Below are 16,287 nucleotides of genomic sequence, written 5' to 3' on the forward strand. Positions count from 1 at the left end.
TGATTCCGACCTGCCGCGCCTGCGGTCGTCAGGCCGGCAGGATCTCGCCGACGATCTGGCGCGGGCGCGCACCCGCACGCTGCGGCTGGTCGACTTCGACGACGCGGAGCTGTGCCGGCAGTACGACCCCCTGATGAGCCCGCTGGTCTGGGACCTGGCGCACATCGGCCAGCAGGAGGAGTTCTGGCTGTTGCGCGCCGGTGACCCGGCGCGTCCCGGCATGTTGCCGGCGGCGGTCGAGGGGCTCTACGACGCGTTCACCCATTCGCGCGCCAGCCGCGTCGAGCTGCCGTTGCTGACCCCCGAGAAGGCGCGGGCCTACTGCAACACCGTGCGCTCGGCGGTGCTCGACGCCCTCGACGCGCTGCCCGACGATCCCGCCGGCGACCGGGCGGCGTTCGCCTACGCGATGGTGGTGAGCCACGAGAACCAGCACGACGAGACCATGCTGCAGGCGCTGAACCTGCGCTCCGGCGCGCCGCTGCTGACCGGGGCGTCCGCCGTGCCCGCGGGCCGGCCCGGGCTGGCCGGCACCTCGGTGCTGGTGCCCGGCGGCCCGTTCGTGCTGGGCGTCGACGCCGCCGACGAACCGTACTCGCTGGACAACGAGCGCCCGTCCCACGTCGTCGACGTGCCGACCTTCCGGATCGGCAGGGTGCCCGTCACCAACGGAGAGTGGCGCCAGTTCGTCGACGACGGCGGCTACCGGCAGCCGCGGTGGTGGTCCGAGCGCGGCTGGCAGCACCGGCAGGCCGTCGGACTGGTCGGCCCGCAATTCTGGAGCGCCGACGCGCGGACGCGAACCCGGTTCGGCCACGTCGAGGACATTCCGGCCGACGAGCCTGTCCAACACGTCAGCTACTTCGAGGCGCAGGCCTACGCGTCCTGGGCCGGCGCTCGGCTGCCCACCGAGATCGAGTGGGAGAAGGCCTGCGCCTGGGACCCGGCGGCGGGCGCGCGGCGCCGCTACCCGTGGGGCGCCGAGCCGCCCTCGGAGGCCGACCACCGCGCCAACCTGGGCGGGACGGCGCTGCGTCCGGCCCCCGTCGGGGCCTATCCGGCCGGCGCGTCCGCGTACGGGGTGGAACAGCTGCTCGGCGACGTCTGGGAGTGGACCAGCTCGCCGCTGCGCCCGTGGCCGGGATTCGCCCCGATGCTGTACCAGCGCTACTCCGAGCCCTTCTTCGACGGCGACTACCGGGTGCTGCGCGGCGGCTCGTGGGCCGTCGCGTCCAGCATTTTGCGGCCCAGCTTCCGCAACTGGGACCACCCCTGCCGGCGGCAGATCTTCTCGGGCGTCCGGCTGGCCTGGGACGTGCAGGACCGCGCCTGATGTGCCGTCATCTGGGCTGGCTCGGCGCCGACGTCAGCGTGGCCTCGCTGGTGCTGGACCCGCCGCAGGGGCTGGGCGTCCAGTCCTACGCCCCGCGCCGCCAAAAGCACGGCCTGCTCAACGCCGACGGGTGGGGGGTCGGCTTCTTCGATCGCTCGTCGGGCGCCGACGTGCCCCGGCGCTGGCGCAGCCCGGCGCCGCTGTGGGGTGATGCGTCGTTCGCGTCGGTGGCGCCGGCGCTGCGCAGCGGCTGCGTGGTGGCGGCGGTGCGTTCGGCGACCGTCGGGATGCCGATCGAACCCAGCGCGACGGCACCGTTCACCGACGGGCGGTGGTTGCTCTCGCACAACGGTGTCGTCGACCGCGCGGTGCTGCCGGCGTCGTCGTCGGCCGAATCTGTCTGCGACAGCGCCATTTTGGCGGCGCTGATCTTCGACCGCGGGCTCGACGCGCTGGGCCGGACCGTCGCGGAGGTGGCGGCGGCCGATCCGGGGGCGCGGCTGAACATCTTGGCCGCCAACGGTTCTCGGCTGCTGGCGACGGCCTGGGGCGACACGCTGTCCATCCTGCGCCGCGCCGACGGAGTGGTCCTGGCCAGCGAACCTTACGACGACGACCCGGGCTGGGACGACGTCCCGGACCGGCACCTCGTCGACGTCATTGCCGCGGGCGTCACGCTGACCCCGCTCAACACCTGGGAAGGATCTTGATGACACTGTCGTTGTCGAACCACCTGGCCGCCGACTCGGCGTACCACGCGATCCGCCGCGACGTCGCCGACGGGTTGCGCCAAACGCCGAAGTCGCTGCCGCCCAAGTGGTTCTACGATTCGGTGGGCAGCGACCTGTTCGACCAGATCACCCGGCTGCCCGAGTATTACCCCACCCGCGCGGAGGCGGAGATCCTGCGGGCCCGGGCGGCCGAGATCGCGGCGGCCAGCGCCGCCGACACCCTCGTCGAGCTCGGCAGCGGGACGTCGGAGAAGACCCGCCTGCTGCTCGACGCGCTGCACGAGCGCGGGTCGCTGCGCAAATTCATCCCGTTCGACGTCGACGCCAGCATCCTGTCGACCGCCGCGGCGGCCATCCAGCAGGAGTACGCGGGCGTCGAGATCGAGGCCGTCTGCGGCGACTTCGAGGAGCACCTGGGTGAGATCCCGGGCGGCGGGCGGCGCCTGTTCGTGTTTTTGGGGTCGACCATCGGCAACCTCACACCCGAGCCGCGGGCGCGCTTCCTGTCCGCGCTGTCGGCGCAGCTGCGGCCCGGGGACAGCCTGCTGCTGGGCACCGACCTCGTCAAGGACGTCGACCGGCTGGTGCGGGCCTACGACGACGCCGCGGGAGTGACCGCGGCGTTCAACCGCAACGTGCTGGCGGTCATCAACCGTGAACTCGACGCCGACTTCGACGTCGACGCCTTCGGCCACGTAGCCCGCTGGAACGCCGACGAGGAACGCATCGAGATGTGGTTGCGCGCCCGCGACCCGCAGCGGGTGCGGGTGGGGGCGCTCGACCTGACGGTCGAGTTCGCCGGGGGCGAGGAGATGCTGACCGAGGTGTCGTGCAAGTTCCGCCCGGCGGGGGTGAGCGCCGAACTGCTGAGCGCGGGCCTGCGGCGCACCCGGTGGTGGACCGACGGCGCGGGAGATTTCGGGTTGTCGTTGGCCGTGAAGTGACGGCCGGGGATTCGTTGGCCGACCGGTGGCGGGCGGCCCGCCCGCCGGCGGCCGGGCTGCACCTGGACAGCGCGGCGTGCTCCCGGCAGAGCGTCGCGGTGATCGAGGCCACCGCCCGGCACGCCCGCAACGAGTCCGAGCTCGGCGGTTACGTCGCCGCCGAGGCGGCCGCCCCGGTGCTCGACGCCGGGCGTATCGCGTTCGCCGCGCTGGCCGGCATGCCCGACGCCGAGGTGGTGTTCACCACCGGCTCGCTGCACGCGCTGGATCTGCTGCTGGGCAGCTGGCCGGCGCAACGCACGGCGGTCGCGTGCCTGCCCGGCGAGTACGGGCCCAACCTGGCCCTGCTGGACGCTTATGGTTGCGACCGCCGGCTGCTGCCGACGCTGCAGGACGGCCGGGTGGCGCTCGACGACGCGGCGCTGGCCCTGCAATCCGACCCGCCCGACCTGGTGCACGTGACCGCGGTCGCCAGCCACAGCGGCGTGGTGCAGCCGGTGGCGATGCTCGCGCAGCTCTGCCGCGAGCTCGGGTTACCGCTGGTCGTCGACGCCGCCCAGGCGCTCGGGCAGGTGGACTGCGCCGTGGGCGCCGACGCCCTGTACTCCTCGTCGCGCAAGTGGCTGGCCGGGCCGCGCGGTGTCGGATTGCTGGCCGTGCGCCCCGCGCTGCTGGAACGGCTGCGGCCCCGGCTGGCGAGCCCGCCCTGGGCGCCGGCCGTCGGGGTGGCCCAGCAGCTCGAGTTCGGTGAGGCCAACGTGGCCGCGCGCGTGGGCCTGGCGATCGCGCTGGGCGAGCATCTGGCCTTCCGGCCGGACGCGGTGCGCGCCGGCCTGGCCCGGCTGGGCAGCCTGACCCGCAGCCTGCTGGGCGACGTGCCGGGGTGGACGGTGGTCGAGGAGGCCGAGGAGCCCAGCGCCATCACCACCCTGGCCCCGGTGGACGGCGCCGACCCGCAGGCGGTGCGGGACTGGCTGCTCGCCGAGCGGCGGATCCTGACCACGTTCGTCGGGACGCAGCGCGCGCCGCTGGAACTCGCCGGGCCCCGGCTGCGGCTCTCGCCGCACCTGGACACCACGGCCGGCGACCTCGAGGTCTTCGCCGAGGCGCTCATCGCCGCCTCGGCGGCGACCGCGACGGGCTAGCCGGCCTTGTGCGCCGTCAGCAGGAACGCGGGCAGCTTCATCCGGCCCTTCTCGTCGCGGGGGTGCTTGGGCATCTCCATCGGGGCACCGGGCGCGTCGGGAATGTTGGCGTGGATGTGCGCGGGGCGGATGTCGTCGACCTCCCAGTGGCGGCTGACGGCGGCGCGCAGCTCGTCCTCGTCGACCTCGTTCGGCCTAGATTCCCACCCGTCGGGGAAGGCGCCCTTGGCGAACACCAGCACGAAGTAGCCGGCCCCGGGAGCGGCGACGCGGTGCACCGAGCGCAGATAGTCGTCGCGGTGATCGACGGGCAACGAGTGGAACAGCGTGCTGTCCACCACGGTGTTGAACCGCCCCTCCAGGCCCGCCGGGTAGCTGTCGAAGTCGGTGATATCGGCCTGGGCGAATGTGGCGGAGGTCAGGCCCCGCTCGGCGGCCGCCTTGGTGGCCGCGGCGACGGCCGTCGGCGTGAGGTCGAGGCCGACCACGGTGTACCCCTGGGCGGCCAGCGCCAACGACAGCTCGGCGAAACCGCAGCCGGCGTCCAGCACGTCGCTGCGGAACCTGCCGGCCGCGATCAGGGCGGCCAACTCGGGCTGCGGCTCGCCGATGTTCCACGGCGGCGGCCCGTCGAACTCGCTCTCCCCGCGGTAGGCGCTGTCCCAATCCATCACTTGATCGGCCATGGCTCCAACGTACGCGCGGTCACGGCTCCCAGGTGTGCACCGGGGTGTTGGCGTGCATGTGGTCGCAGTAGCGGCGCAGCATCTCGGCCAGCGCCTCGGGCCGGGTCATCCCGCCGTCCTGCAGCGTCTGCACCGTCGACACCTGCCAGCTGGCGCCGTTGCGGCCGGAGGCGGCGCGGCCCTCGATGACGCCGAGGAACCGGTCGCGCACCTCCGGGTCCACGCCCCACCGGTGAAGGCCGTCGTGCGCCAGCGGCAGCAGCGTGTCGAGCACCAACTCGCGCGCCGTCACCTCACCCAGCCCGGGCCAGTGCAGCTTGGCGTCGATGCCGTGCCGCGCCGCGGCCAGGAAGTTCGCCTCGGCGACGGCGAAATCCAAGCTCTCCCAAAGCGGTTCGTCGGCCTCGGACAGGCTGCGCAGCAGGCCGTAGAAGAAGGCGGAATTGGCCAGCATGTCGACGACGGTGGGGCCGGCCGGCAACACCCGGTTCTCCAGGCGCAGGTGCGGGCGCCCGTCCACCACGTCGTAGACCGGCCGGTTCCAGCGGTACACGGTGCCGTTGTGCAGCCGCAGCTCGGACAGCTGCGGGGTGCGCCCGGCGGCCAGTTCGGCGACCGGGTCCTCGTCGGATACCTCGGGCAGCAGTGACGGGAAGTAGCGGATGTTCTCCCGGTACAGGTCGAGCACCGAGGAGATCCAGCCCTCGCCGAACCACACCCGCGGCCGCACCCCCTGGGACTTCAGCTCTTCGGGCCGGGTGTCGGTGGACTGCGCGAACAACTCGATGCGGGTCTCCGGCCACAGCAGGTGGCCGAAGAAGAACGGCGAATTGGCGGCCAGCGCCAGCTGCGGGCCGGCCACCGCCTGGGCCGCGTTCCAGTTCGCGGCGAAGGTCTCCGGGGCCAGTTGCAGATGCAATTGCACACTGGTGCAGGCGGACTCGGGAGCTATCGACACCGCCTCCCAGCTCAGCGGCTCGGGTCCGGAGATGTTGATCGGAATGTCCTCGCCCCGCGCGCTGAAGATCGAGTCGTTGAGCGCGGCGTAGCGCGTCGACTCACTCATCCAGTCGTGGTCGAGGTGCTCGGGCATCAGCGTGGGCAGGATGCCGATCATCACGATGTGGGAACCCTCCGCGGCGGCCGCGACCTCGGCGTCGTTCAGGCTGGCCCGCACCTCGGCCTCCAGGTCCAGGCCGGTGTGGCCGGGCAGGGCGTGCGGCGGAACGTTGAATTCGATGTTGTAGGCGCCCAATTCGGTCTGGTAGGCCGGGTTCGCGATGGCCTGCAGCACGTGCCGGTTCGACATGGCCGGCTGGTAGTCGCCGTCGACGAGGTTGCACTCGATCTCCATGCCGGTGAGCGGCTCGGCGGAGTCGAAGCACGACCGGCCCAGCATCGTCTCGAAGACGTCCAGGCACAGCCCCACCTTGCGCCGGTATTCCCGCCGATGTGCGTTGCTGTACGTGGCGCGCTTGACCTCGTCGCCCACACCGCCGATGCAACAGGTTCGCCGCCGGGAACGCAAGTACAGCCGTTAGAGTTTCGCTGTCCGGTCGCCGTGGCGTGTGGAGGGAAGCAGTTGGCCGAGTTCGTAGCAGCCGTCGACCAGGGAACGACCAGCACCCGCTGCATGATCTTCGATCACGATGGTGCCGAGGTGGCCCGCCATCAACTCGAGCACGAACAGATCCTGCCCCGCGCCGGCTGGGTCGAGCACGACCCGGTCGAGATCTGGGAACGCACCTCCTCGGTGCTGATGTCGGTGCTCAACCGGGCCAATCTCGGTCCCGAAGACCTTGTGGCGCTGGGTATTACCAATCAGCGGGAGACTACCTTGGTGTGGAACCGGCGCACCGGGCGGCCCTACTGCAACGCGATCGTGTGGCAGGACACCCGCACCGACCGGATCGCGGCGGCCCTGCAACGCGACGGCCGCGGCGAGGTGATCCGCCGCAAGGCCGGCCTGCCGCCGGCGACCTATTTCTCCGGGGGCAAGCTGCAGTGGATCCTGGAGAACGTCGACGGGGTGCGCCAGGCCGCCGAGCGCGGTGACGCCCTGTTCGGCACGCCGGACACCTGGGTGTTGTGGAATCTCACCGGCGGCCCGCACGGCGGCGTGCACGCCACCGACGTCACCAACGCCAGCCGGACCATGCTGATGGACCTCGAGACGCTGGACTGGGACGACGAGCTGCTGTCCTTTTTCACCATTCCCCGTGCGATGCTGCCAAAGATCGTGCCGTCGTCGTCGCCGCGGCCCTACGGCTCGTCCGCCCCGGCGGGGCCGTTGGGCGGCGAGGTCCCGATCACCGGGATGCTGGGTGACCAGCACGCCGCGATGGTGGGTCAGGTCTGCCTGGCGCAAGGCGAGGCCAAGAACACCTACGGCACGGGAAATTTCCTGCTGCTCAACACTGGCGAGACGATCGTGCGATCGGACAACGGGCTGCTGACCACCGTCTGTTATCAGTTCGGTGACGCCAAACCCGTTTACGCGCTTGAGGGTTCGATCGCGGTCACGGGTGCGGCGGTGCAGTGGTTGCGCGACCAGTTGGGCATCATCAGCGGCGCCGCGCAAAGCGAGTCGCTGGCCCGGCAGGTCGACGACAACGGCGGGGTTTATTTCGTGCCGGCCTTCTCGGGGTTGTTCGCGCCGTATTGGCGATCGGACGCCCGCGGCGCGATCGTCGGGTTGTCGAGGTTCAACACCAACGCGCACGTCGCCCGCGCGACGCTGGAGGCGATCTGTTACCAGAGCCGCGACGTAGTGGACGCCGCGGCCGCGGATTCCGGTGTGCGCCTTGAGGTTTTGAAGGTCGACGGTGGCGTCACCGCCAACGACCTGTGCATGCAGATCCAGGCCGACGTGTTGGGGGTGGACGTGGTGCGCCCGGTGGTGGCCGAGACGACCGCGTTGGGTGCCGCCTACGCGGCCGGCCTGGCGGTGGGGTTCTGGGCCGATCCATCCGACCTGCGGGACAACTGGCAAGAGGACAAGCGGTGGACGCCGACCTGGTCCGAGGATCAGCGAGCCGCGGGGTATGCGGGCTGGCGCAAGGCGGTGCAGCGGACCCTGGACTGGGTCGAGATGACCTGATCCAGGGCCCGCCGCGGTGCCAGGTGTGTCAGTCCTCGCCGAGGATGGCGTAGATCTCTCGGCGCGCGTTGTTGACGATGTCGACGATGCGCTGCTGCTGGTCGGCGCTGGCGGTGTGCGCGGCCTGCGCCACCGCCCCGAACAGCTGGCCGACGGCCGCCCGCAGGTTCAGGTGGCCGGGGTCGGCCCCTTCGGTGATCTCGTCCCACGGCGGGGTTTCGATCTTGTCGGCGGCGGCGCGGCCCTCGTCGGTCAGCTCGAACAGCTTCTTGCTGCCCTCGCTCTCGCTGGCGGCGATCAGCCCCTCGTCGTCGAGGAGCTGCAGGGTCGGGTAGACGGAGCCGGGGCTGGGCTTCCACAGCCCGTTGCTGCGCTCGGCGATCTGCTGGATCATCTCGTAGCCGTGCATCGGCCGCTCGGCCAGCAGCGCCAAGATGGCGGCGCGGACGTCACCGCGACGGCCCCGGCCGGGGCCGCCGCGACGTCCCCCGCCGCGACGCCCGCCGAACCCGAACCCCGCGCCGAAGCCGGGACCGAAGCTGGGACCGAAGCCCGGCCCGAACCCGGGACCGAATCCGAGTGGGCCGTCGTGGTCGGCTGCCTGCTCACGCAGGTGGTCGAAGAATTCGCGCCGGGCGTGGCGCTTGGCGCCGTGCAGCGCCCGCCGTTGGGCGGGGCCGAAGGCGGGGCCGGAACCGAAGCCGAACCCGAGGCCGGGGCGGCCGGCGAACGGAGTGCCGGGGGTGGTGAATGGGTTGCTCATGGTTGCAGAGTCCTTACGTCTGGTGGGGAGGAGCTGAGGCGCGCCTGGTTGTCTTACGAAACATCACGATATATCGGAAACTATCGCGATGCAACGTTGAACTGTGTGAGCGGCGTTTGTCCGGGCACGTCGCGGGTAGGAACAGGGGCATGAACGGCGACAACCACCTCACCGCGAGCCCCGGCGCGGCCCACGGTGGTGCGCCGGGACGCCGCCCGGAGAGTCGGGGTGGCGGCGCGTGGTTGTGGGTCAACTGGTGCCTGGCGCTCGGGACGGTGCCCGCCGCCGCGATCGTGATGTTGTTCGCCCTGGGCGCCGCGATGAGCGCGGACGGCTGCGGCGACGCCAGCTGCTCCGGTCACACCGGCATCGACTTCGGCGTCGCCTTCTACGGGGCGCTCGCGGTCGCCGTGGTCGTCATCGCGATCTCGTTCGGCACCGCCGGGCGCCGCGGCGGCGTCGGCGTCCCGCTGCTCGGCTGGGCGCTGCTGATCGCCGACGTGGCGCTGATGGCGGCGAGCGTGGCGCGCTGAGCTCAGCGCGGCGGCGCCAGGCCGCCGGGCAGCCCCCCATCTGGGGGCGCCGGCGCGGCCGGCCAGGGCGGGGGGGCGGGCCCGGGCGGGGGTTGGCGCAGGCGCGCCAGTTCGCGCCGGTGCCGTTCGGCGAGCACGGCGGCCAGCACCAGCTCCGGCGGGGCGCCGGGGGGTGGCGGTGGGGCGACGCTTGACAGCACGTCACCGGCGATGCGATAGGCCATCTGCTGGCGCAGCGGCGCATCGAGTTGCGTTGCGCGCGAGAGGAATTGACGCGCCAGCTCGGCCTGGCCGGGGGACAGGCCAGACAGCTGCAACGACGCGGCCCACCACGCCAGCGCCGGCGGCATCGTGGGTGGCGGACCCGGCCGGGGACCGCGTTCGTTGACCACCACGGTGCCCGCGAAGATGTCGCCGATGCGTTGCGCCTTGGGTGACAGGATGCTGGCGACGATGGCGGGGCTGCCCAACAGCATCCAGATCTCGACCAGCGCGGCCAGCGCACGAAACACGGCCTGGCGCACCCGTTCCGGGCCGCCGTCGTCGGAGACCACCCGCAGGCCCAGCGCCATCTTGCCCACCGAGCGCCCGCGGGTCGCCGTCTCCAGGATGACGGGATACCCGATGACGACCAGGATCGTGAAAATCAGCAGCACGGCGTTGCTCAGGGCGGAATCGAACTGCGTTAGGGTGGCGGCCCACAACAGCAGCCCGAGCAGGTAGCAGACGGCCATCACGGCGATGTCGATCAGCGCGCTGAGCGCGCGCACCGGCAACTGGGCGATCTGCACGTCGAGCACTACGGCGTCCCCGGTCACCACCTCCGACATGACACCGAACGTTACAGGTAGGGCGCGCGCGGGCGGCCGCGCCGGCCCGCCGAGCGGGTGCGATTACGCTGGCCCGGGTGGATGTCGATGCGTTCGTGCTGGCCCACTCCGCCACCTGGGACCGCCTCGACCGGCTGATCGGGAAACGCCGGTCGCTCACCGGCGCCGAGGTCGACGAGCTCGTCGAGTTGTATCAGCGGGTCGCCACCCACCTGTCGATGCTGCGTTCGGCGTCGTCGGATTCGGTCCTGGTCGGCCGGTTGTCCAGCCTCGTCGCGCGCGCCCGCTCGGTGGTGACGGGCGCCCACGCGCCGCTGAGCTCGACGTTCACCCGCTTCTGGACGGTGTCCTTCCCCGTCGTCGCCTACCGCAGCTGGCGGTGGTGGCTCGGGACGGCGGCGGCGTTCTTCGCGGTGGTCGTCCTGATCGCCACCTGGCTGGCCGGCAACCCTGAGGCGCAAGCCGCTGTCGGAACGTCAAGCGACGTGCAGCATTTGATCAACCACGACGTGGAGTCGTACTACAGCGAGCATCCGGCGGCGGCCTTCGCGCTGCAGATCTGGGTGAACAATTCCTGGGTGTCCGCGCAGTGCATCGCGTTGTCGATACTGCTCGGCGTGCCGATCCCGTTCATCCTGTTCCAGAACGCCGCCAACCTCGGGCTGATCGCCGGGTTGATGTTTCCCGCCGGCAAGGGCGGCCTGCTGCTGGGCCTGCTCGCCCCGCACGGGCTGCTGGAGCTGACGGCCGTATTCCTCTCGGGCGCAGTCGGAATGCGGCTCGGGTGGTCGGTGATCGCGCCGGGTGACCGGCCGCGTGGTCAGGTGCTCGCCGAGCAGGGCCGCGCCGTCGTCGCCGTCGCCGTCGGCCTGGTGGGCGTGCTGCTGGTGTCCGGGCTGATCGAGGCGCTGGTGACGCCGTCGCCGTTGCCCACGGTCGTGCGCGTCGGGATCGGCGTCGTCGCCGAGGCGGCATTCCTGTGTTACATCGGCTATTTCGGCCGCCGCGCCGTCCGGGCGGGCGAGAGCGGCGACATCGACGACGCGCCCGACGTGGTGCCCACGGGCTGAGCGAGCACGGTCACAGCCGGCCGGTCGCCTTCATCGCCAGGTAGCAGTCGGCCAGGGCGGGCGCCAGCTCGCCGGGTGGGGCGTCGACGACCTCGACGCCGCCGGCGCGCAGCCGGGAGGCGATCGCGCGCCGGTCGTTGCGCGACTTCTCGGCGGCCGCCGCGTCGTACACCGCCGCCGCGTCGGAGCGCCCCGCCGCCATCTCGTCGACGCGCGGATCGGACACCGCGGCCACCAGCAGGTGATGTCTGGCCGACAGTTGCGGCAGCACCGGAAACAGGCCCTCGTCGAGGGCCGCCGGGTTGAGATCGGTCAGCAACACCACCAAAGAGCGGCGCCGGGCGCGCATGGCGACGGCGGAAACCAGTGCCCGCCAATCCGATTCGATGAGTGCGGGCTGCAGCGGGGCCATCGCCTCGACCAGCTGGGCCAGCAGCTCGGTACGCGAAGCCCCGAACACGCCGGCCCTGCCGACCCGATCGTGGGCCAGGAAGTCGACGTGGTCGCCGGCCCGCGAGGCCAGCGCCGCCAGCAGCAGCGCGGCGTCCATGGACCAGTCCAGGCGCGGCCAGCCCGCGGGGTCGGCCCCGCGGCCGGGCGCGACGGGGTCGAGGCCCACCCGCCCGGCGGCGGTGCGCCCGGTGTCGAGCACGATCACCACCCGGCGGTCGCGTTCGGGTCGCCAGGTGCGCACCACCACGTCCGCGCGCCGCGCGGTGGCCCGCCAATCGATCGAGCGCACGTCGTCGCCCACCACGTATTCGCGCAACGAGTCGAATTCGGTGCCCTGGCCCCGGGTCAGCGTGGGCAGCAACCCGTCGATCTCGCGCAGTTTGGCCAGCCGCGACGGCAGGTGCTTGCGGGACAGGAACGGCGGCAGCACCCGCAGCCGGCCCGGCACCGGCTGCGAGCCCTGGCGCCCGGCGAGCCCGAGCGGGCCGATCGAGCGGGCCGTGACGGTGCGGGCGCGCAGGTCGCCGCGGCGCACCGGGTGCAAGGCCGTCCGGACGTGCCGGTGCTGTCCGGCCGGGATGGTGACGAGGTGGTTGCGCGGGTCCGCGCGGGCGCTGGGCGGCCAGGCATCGCGGATCTGCCCGCGCAAGCGCCGCCGCCCGCCGTTGTGGATCAACAGCTGCGAATCCGCGTCTTGCCCGAGCCGGGCGGAGCGGTCCGGCGACCGGGTGTAACGCAGCCCGCGAGGGCTTGCCGCCAGGGCGACGTCGGCGGCCACCGCGATGCTCAGCGCCAGTGCGAGAACCGCGAAAGTTGTTGCGGGGTATGGTGACAACGCGATGGGCGCGACACAGATCAACGCGACCAGGCCGGTGCGTCCGGTGATGACCACTAGCGGGGGACCGGGACCGAGGCCAGGATCCCGTCGAGCACCCCGTCGGGGGTGGCGCCCTCGAGCTCGGCCTCCGGGCGCACCAGCACCCGGTGGCGCAGGGTCGAGCGGGCCATGGCTTTGACGTCGTCGGGGGTGACGTAGTTGCGGCCCGACAGCCAGCCCCAGGATCGGGCCGTCGCCAGCAGGGAGGTCGCGCCGCGCGGGGAGACGCCCAGCTGCAGGGCCGGCGACGACCGGGTGGCGCCGACGATGTCGACGATGTAGCCCAGCACCTCGTCGGCGACCAGCACGTGCCGCACCGCGTCGCGGCCGGCGGCCAGTTCGGCCGGGCCGGCGACCGGCTGGATCGCGGACAGGTCGCGCGGATCGAAGCCCTGCGCGTGCCGTCCCAGGATGGCGATCTCCGAATCCCGCGGCGGGAGGGCGACATTGAGCTTGAGCAGGAACCGGTCCAGTTGCGCCTCGGGCAGCTGGTAGGTGCCCTCGTACTCGATCGGGTTCTGGGTGGCCGCCACGATGAATGGGTCGGGCAGCGCCCGCGGTTCGCCGTCCACGCTGACCTGACGCTCCTCCATCGCCTCGAGCAGCGCGGCCTGGGTCTTGGGCGGGGTGCGGTTGATCTCGTCGGCGAGCAAAAGGTTGGTGAACACCGGGCCGGGGCGGAAGGCGAACTCCGCGGTCCGCGCGTCGTAGACCAGGGAGCCGGTGACGTCGCCGGGCATCAGGTCGGGCGTGAACTGCACTCGCTTGAAGTCCAGGCGCAGCGCGGCCGCCAGTGCCCGCACCAGCAGCGTCTTGGCGACCCCGGGGACGCCCTCGAGGAGCACGTGGCCCCGGCACAGCAGCGCGATCACCAGGCCGCTGACCACCCCCTCCTGCCCGACGACGGCCTTGGCGAGCTCGCCGCGCAGCGCCAGCAGCGCCTCGCGTGCCGCATCGGCGGTGGGACTGTCGGTGGTGGAAGACGGTTGTGTCACGGGTGTGCGACCTGCCTTTCGATGTCGTCGAGCGCGCGGGCGAGTTGTAACAGGTCGGCGTCGGTGGCCGGAGGCGGGCCGAACAGATGATAGGAAACGAACCCGGCGTCGGCCCCGCTACGCCGGGCGACGGTGGCCACCACCGCCGCGGCGGGCGCCCCCGCACCCAGGCCGAGGCGCGGCAGCAGCCGTTGCAGCGCGGCGGTGCGCAGCGCGGCGGCGGCGCGGTCGCGCGCCCGGCGCGACCGGTACAGCCGGCCGCGGCCCTCGACGGTCTCCGACGCGCGCACCACCACCGGCAGGTCCTCGGCGACCAGCGGGCCGGGGCGGCGCGCCTTCCACAGCGCGACGAGCAGCACCACCAGCCACAGCTGCCAGACGACCCAGATCACGTTCGCCGGGACAAGGTCGAAAAGTGAACTGGGAGTTGGTGATTCGCCCTCGGTGTGGTGGGGCGCGTACCAGATGAGCCGAGGCCGGTCACCCGCCAGGTTCATGGCCAGCGCGGCGTTGCCCGCGTGGGCAAGCTCCGCGTTGGCCATGAAGTCGGCGCTGCCGACCGCCGTCACGACCCGCCCGTCGTCGCGGAACCGGATCAGCACCCCGCCGTAACAGGAGGTGACCCGCCGGGCGTCGGGCATCCGGTAGCTTTCGGCGGCGCCGAACCGCACCGAACCGGCCCGCACCGCCTCGCGCAGCGGGCAATCCGGATCGGTGTCGAAGTCGCTGGCGGGCGACACGCGCACACCCGGCAGCAACGCCTCCCGGGTGCGGGCGGTCGGCTCGACCAGCAGCAGGTCGCCCTTCGCCCTGGTGAGGCGGTCCAGCAACGGGTCGGTCAGGTACTGGGTCTGCGCCACCAAGATCAGCGCGTCCGGGCGCGCCGCGCCTTCCACGTCGGCGATGCCGTCGGCGACCACGACGTCGACCCCGGCCTCGCGCAACAGCGTGACCAGCGCGTGGGCGCCGTCCGGGCCGGTCGATTCGGGGTCCATCGGCGCGCCGGGCCGCGGGGCGGTCAGGTAGGCCTCGATACCGGCGATCACGGCGAGCACCGTCAGGGTGACGATCACCCACTGCCAAGTCCGGCGGCGCCGCGCCGGGGGTGCGCTGCGGGGGCGGGCGGCGGTCGTCATCAGCGCACCGGGGCCCAGGATTCGGTGGCCGCGCCGCCGGCGCCCGCCGGTGCCGGGCCGCGCACGCGCGACCTCAGGTGGTCGTCGAGGTCGGCGATCATTCGGTAGCCGGCCTGGGTTCCCGGCCGTTCACCGTAGGTGACGTCGTTGAACACCGTGGCGGCTTGCGACATCTCACTCAACAGGTGGGGCAGCGCCGCGCCCGCGTCGGCGGCGAGCTCGTTGGCGGTGCGCCCGGGCGCGGGATTGACGACGCCGGTCTCCTCGAGCTCGCGCGCCACCGCACGCAGCCGATGGCGAATCGCCGCGACCCAGTCACCCTGCGCGGCATAGGCTTCCGCGGTCGCGCGATGCTGCGCGGCGGTCAACTGCGCGGCCTCGAACAGCAGGTGATCGCCGCGCCGGTGCACGCGCAGGGTGCGGCGCGCCAGGTGGACGGCGACGATCACCGCGATGCCCAGCGCGATGACGAGCACGGTCGTGGTGAGCCAGCCGCCGGGCAGGTGCGACGTCGCCTGCAGCAACCGATAGATCGTCTCGTTGAGCCATTCGGCGAGTTGCTCGGTCGCCGAGCCTTTGGAGTAGATCGGCTTGTCGAGTTCGGCCTGGGCGGCCTGCTGCGCGGCATCGCGGTCGATGTCGATGGAGGGCACGGGTCAGTCAGTCCTCGCTCGGCCGCTACGCGGGCCGCGTCAACCAGAGGTTGTCGGTGGAGGCGACCGCGGCGGGCCCGCCCGTGGCGCCGGTCTGCAGCACCAGGTCGAACGCCTCGGCACGCATGCGGCGGTCGGCGTAGAGCAGCACCACCACGCCCGCGTTGAACGGCGCGGTGAGGATCTCCCCGATGGACGCCCCCACGGAGACGATCACGGTGCTGAGCAGGAACATGCCGGTGGTGGGCGTCCCGGCCAGCAGGACCTGACCGGCGATGCTGAACGGCGCGGCGACGGCGTTGGCCACGACCGCCGCCACCAGGAAGGTCAGCGCGCGGATCCCCAGCACCCGCCAGAAGCCGCCGCGCACCAGCCGAAACGACCGGGTCAGCGCGTCGAGCACGGGCAGCCGTTCGAGCACGATGAGGACGGGCGCGAACAGGACGATCGTCCACAGGTACACCAGCAGCGCGACCACGGCGAGGAACAGCGGGATTCCCACGACCACCGCCACCGCGGCGCTGCCGATCGCCGCCAGCACCGCGACGATCACGGCCGCCAGGCCACCGAGCGACGCCACCGCAACCATTTCCAGCAGCGCCAGCCCCAGCAGCGGCAGCAGCCGACCCTTGATCATCGTCCAGGTCTCGCCGATGGTGATCGGCGCGCCGAACACCGCGCGGCCGACGATCACGGTCAGCATGCCCGACAGCAGCATGCCGCCCAGGGCGGTCACCAGGACGCCGGCGCCCACCGAGGCCAGCGAGGCGCCGATCACCGCGGAGCTCAGCCGTTGCGAGCTGGTGTCCGAGAACCGGCCGTAGGCCGCCAGGGGACCGTAGAAGGCGGTCTTGCTGATGATCTGCATGGCCACCACGACGACGACCGTCAACCCCAGGGTGGCCCTGGGGTTGGCGCGGACGTAGCCGACCGCGCCGTTGAAGATTTCGCCGAGGGTCAGCGGCCGCAGCGGGATGATTCCGGGCTTGGCCAGCGGCGCCGACCACGGCGGGCCGTAGCCCGGGGGCGGGCCGTAAC

At 72.3% G+C, this 16,287-nt stretch carries 16 protein-coding genes; 7 read left to right on the forward strand and 9 right to left on the reverse strand.

Annotation, left to right across the window (positions count from 1 at the left end; all coding sequences use genetic code 11):
* Positions 1–19: 19 nt before the first annotated feature.
* The 4 genes from egtB to egtE are packed head-to-tail and all read left to right on the forward strand — an operon-like array spanning position 20 to position 4,153.
* Positions 20–1,333, forward strand: coding sequence for an ergothioneine biosynthesis protein EgtB (egtB, locus tag A5714_RS12990; RefSeq protein ID WP_068285725.1), 1,314 nt, complete (start codon positions 20–22; stop codon positions 1,331–1,333).
* A complete protein-coding gene (gene egtC / locus A5714_RS12995; RefSeq protein WP_068285690.1) occupies positions 1,333–2,043 on the forward strand; it encodes an ergothioneine biosynthesis protein EgtC in 711 nt (236 codons plus the stop codon). The genes egtB and egtC overlap by 1 nt, the downstream gene beginning before the upstream one ends.
* Positions 2,043–3,008 (forward strand): L-histidine N(alpha)-methyltransferase, encoded by a 966-nt coding sequence (gene egtD / locus A5714_RS13000; RefSeq protein ID WP_068285692.1) that lies wholly within the window; start codon positions 2,043–2,045, stop codon positions 3,006–3,008. The genes egtC and egtD overlap by 1 nt, the downstream gene beginning before the upstream one ends.
* Entirely contained in the window at positions 3,005–4,153 is a 1,149-nt protein-coding gene (gene egtE / locus A5714_RS13005) for an ergothioneine biosynthesis PLP-dependent enzyme EgtE (protein ID WP_068285694.1), read from the forward strand. The genes egtD and egtE overlap by 4 nt, the downstream gene beginning before the upstream one ends.
* Here egtE and A5714_RS13010 read toward each other — a convergent pair.
* Together A5714_RS13010 and A5714_RS13015 are read right to left on the reverse strand one after the other, a co-directional pair.
* The gene (locus tag A5714_RS13010; protein WP_068285696.1) at positions 4,150–4,839 is read right to left on the reverse strand and encodes a class I SAM-dependent methyltransferase; all 690 of its coding nucleotides are present in this window, start codon (positions 4,837–4,839) and stop codon (positions 4,150–4,152) included. The genes egtE and A5714_RS13010 overlap by 4 nt on opposite strands.
* Positions 4,840–4,858: 19 nt before the next feature.
* On the reverse strand, positions 4,859–6,331 hold the full coding sequence (locus A5714_RS13015; RefSeq protein WP_068285698.1) for a glutamate--cysteine ligase: 1,473 nt from the start codon (positions 6,329–6,331) through the stop codon (positions 4,859–4,861).
* 141 nt (positions 6,332–6,472) lie between these two features.
* Here A5714_RS13015 and glpK point away from each other — a divergent pair, with 141 nt between their 5' ends.
* A complete protein-coding gene (gene glpK / locus A5714_RS13020) occupies positions 6,473–7,939 on the forward strand; it encodes a glycerol kinase GlpK (RefSeq protein ID WP_068070295.1) in 1,467 nt (488 codons plus the stop codon).
* A gap of 28 nt (positions 7,940–7,967) precedes the next feature.
* On the opposite strand, the gene A5714_RS13025 is transcribed toward glpK, so the two are convergent.
* Positions 7,968–8,702 (reverse strand): PadR family transcriptional regulator, encoded by a 735-nt coding sequence (locus A5714_RS13025; protein WP_068285701.1) that lies wholly within the window; start codon positions 8,700–8,702, stop codon positions 7,968–7,970.
* A gap of 149 nt (positions 8,703–8,851) precedes the next feature.
* Between A5714_RS13025 and A5714_RS13030 the strand changes: the two genes are divergently transcribed.
* Positions 8,852–9,235 (forward strand): hypothetical protein, encoded by a 384-nt coding sequence (locus tag A5714_RS13030; protein ID WP_068285703.1) that lies wholly within the window; start codon positions 8,852–8,854, stop codon positions 9,233–9,235.
* A 2-nt stretch (positions 9,236–9,237) separates the two neighbouring features.
* Here the strand turns inward: A5714_RS13030 and A5714_RS13035 are convergent, their stop codons facing one another.
* Positions 9,238–10,065 (reverse strand): RDD family protein, encoded by an 828-nt coding sequence (locus A5714_RS13035; protein WP_068285705.1) that lies wholly within the window; start codon positions 10,063–10,065, stop codon positions 9,238–9,240.
* A gap of 77 nt (positions 10,066–10,142) precedes the next feature.
* Here A5714_RS13035 and A5714_RS13040 point away from each other — a divergent pair, with 77 nt between their 5' ends.
* A complete protein-coding gene (locus A5714_RS13040; protein ID WP_068285707.1) occupies positions 10,143–11,135 on the forward strand; it encodes a stage II sporulation protein M in 993 nt (330 codons plus the stop codon).
* A gap of 10 nt (positions 11,136–11,145) precedes the next feature.
* Here the strand turns inward: A5714_RS13040 and A5714_RS13045 are convergent, their stop codons facing one another.
* The 5 genes from A5714_RS13045 to A5714_RS13065 all read right to left on the reverse strand — a co-directional run.
* Positions 11,146–12,480: a DUF58 domain-containing protein gene (locus tag A5714_RS13045; protein WP_068285709.1), complete on the reverse strand. Its 1,335-nt coding sequence runs from the start codon at positions 12,478–12,480 to the stop codon at positions 11,146–11,148.
* Positions 12,480–13,460 (reverse strand): MoxR family ATPase, encoded by a 981-nt coding sequence (locus A5714_RS13050; RefSeq protein WP_068285711.1) that lies wholly within the window; start codon positions 13,458–13,460, stop codon positions 12,480–12,482. Before A5714_RS13050 ends, A5714_RS13045 begins: the two co-directional genes overlap by 1 nt.
* Positions 13,457–14,596 (reverse strand): DUF4350 domain-containing protein, encoded by a 1,140-nt coding sequence (locus A5714_RS13055; protein WP_068285713.1) that lies wholly within the window; start codon positions 14,594–14,596, stop codon positions 13,457–13,459. The genes A5714_RS13050 and A5714_RS13055 overlap by 4 nt, the downstream gene beginning before the upstream one ends.
* On the reverse strand, positions 14,596–15,249 hold the full coding sequence (locus tag A5714_RS13060; RefSeq protein WP_068285715.1) for a DUF4129 domain-containing protein: 654 nt from the start codon (positions 15,247–15,249) through the stop codon (positions 14,596–14,598). The genes A5714_RS13055 and A5714_RS13060 overlap by 1 nt, the downstream gene beginning before the upstream one ends.
* 25 nt (positions 15,250–15,274) lie before the next feature.
* A partial coding sequence (locus A5714_RS13065; RefSeq protein ID WP_068285717.1) for a hypothetical protein occupies positions 15,275–16,287 on the reverse strand: 1,013 nt, incomplete at its 5' end.

The sequence above is a fragment of the Mycobacterium sp. E2462 genome (assembly GCF_001672685.1).
Lineage (GTDB): Bacteria > Actinomycetota > Actinomycetes > Mycobacteriales > Mycobacteriaceae > Mycobacterium.